Raw genomic sequence first — 1,419 nt, 5'->3', positions numbered from 1 at the left:
GGCCGGGCCCTGACGGCCGCCACCCCCACCGCACCCGCTGCCCAGGCTCCGAGCACGGCCACCGCGTCCACGGCCCTCGCGGACACGGCTGCCGCGGACACGGCTGTCGCCGGCACGGCCCGCTCGGACGTGGCTGCCCTGGACACGGACTCCGCGGACGTCCCCTCCACAGGCGCAGCTGCCGCGGACGGTGAAGCGCGGGAAGCCGGCGCCCCGCGCCCCCCGCTGGAGTCGGTCACCGAGGTCCTCGCCTCCGACGAGCCGGCTCCCGCCTCCGGCGGTGCCGTGCTGCGGCCGCTCGCCGCCGGCGGCGACGGCGTGTTCACGGGGACACTGGACGGACCGCCCGTCGGAGGTCACGCCGTCGCCATGGTGACCCTGCGCTCCGGCCGGGTGGTCTGGGACACCGTGCCGACCCGCGCACCCGCGTTCCGGCTGGTGGCGACCGATCTCGACGGTACGCTGCTGCGCAGCGACCTGACCGTGTCGGCGCGCACCCGCCGGGCGCTGGAACGGGTCGCCGCCTCCGGCGCCCACCACCTGGTGGTCACCGGACGCCCCGCGGTGGCCTGCAGGCAGCTCCTGAACGCCCTCGGCTACCGGGGGCTGGCCGTCTGCGGCCAGGGCGCGCAACTGTACGACGCCGGGGCGGACCGTCTGCTGTCATCGGTGTCCCTGGACCGTGGTGTCGCCCGCGGCGTCGTCGCGAAGGTCGAGGCCGAACTGGGCCGGGTCGAGCTCGGCGTCGTCACCTCGCCGCCGGAGAGCCGGTTCAAGGTGACCCCCGGCTTCGGGGAACGGGTCCGCCACGGCTGGGACGTGACCACCGACCCGGGCCGGCTGTGGGCGGCGCCCATCGACAAGCTGATCCTGCACCACCCGCACGTCGACGAGGACCGGCTGGCCGCCGTCGCACAACGGCTGACGGACGGTGAGGTGACCGTCGTGCACTCGGTCAAGGGCATGGTGGAGGTCCTGCCCGCGGGCACCGACAAGGGCACCGGTGTGGCCCGGGCCGCCGAACTGCTGGGCTTCACCGGCGCCGACACCGTCGCCTTCGGCGACATGCCCAACGACATCCCGCTGCTGGCCTGGGCCGCTCACGGCGTGGCGGTCGCCAATGCCCACCACGACCTGCGGGCCATGGCCGACGAGGTCGCCCCGGGCAACGACGAGGACGGGGTCGCCGCCGTCCTCGAACGCCTCTTCGCGCCGGAAGGGGGCCGTCCGTGACCCGCCCCACCGCGCCCGGCTCGTCCCTGCGGGACCTGGCCCGCGCGCACGGCGTGAGCACCGAGTACGTCACCGACCGCGGTGACCGCGTCACCGTCGCCGCGGACACCCTGGTCGCGGTCCTGGCCGCGTGCGGCGTGGACGCGAGCACCCCGGACGCCGCCCGGCGGGCCCTGGCCGCCCGGC

2 protein-coding genes are annotated in these 1,419 nt (G+C 76.5%); both read left to right on the top strand.

The features are described from left to right. The coding region (locus B7767_RS35860) for an HAD family hydrolase (protein ID WP_306298030.1) at positions 1–1,233 on the top strand (1,233 nt) is incomplete at its 5' end. Beyond that, positions 1,230–1,419, top strand: a 190-nt coding sequence (locus B7767_RS35855) for a hypothetical protein (protein ID WP_143652818.1), incomplete at its 3' end; no start/stop codon positions are given. The genes B7767_RS35860 and B7767_RS35855, both read left to right, overlap by 4 nt.

The organism is Streptomyces sp. 13-12-16 (assembly GCF_002114215.1).
Lineage (GTDB): Bacteria > Actinomycetota > Actinomycetes > Streptomycetales > Streptomycetaceae > Streptomyces.
This window is presented reverse-complemented; position numbering and strand designations above follow the sequence as displayed.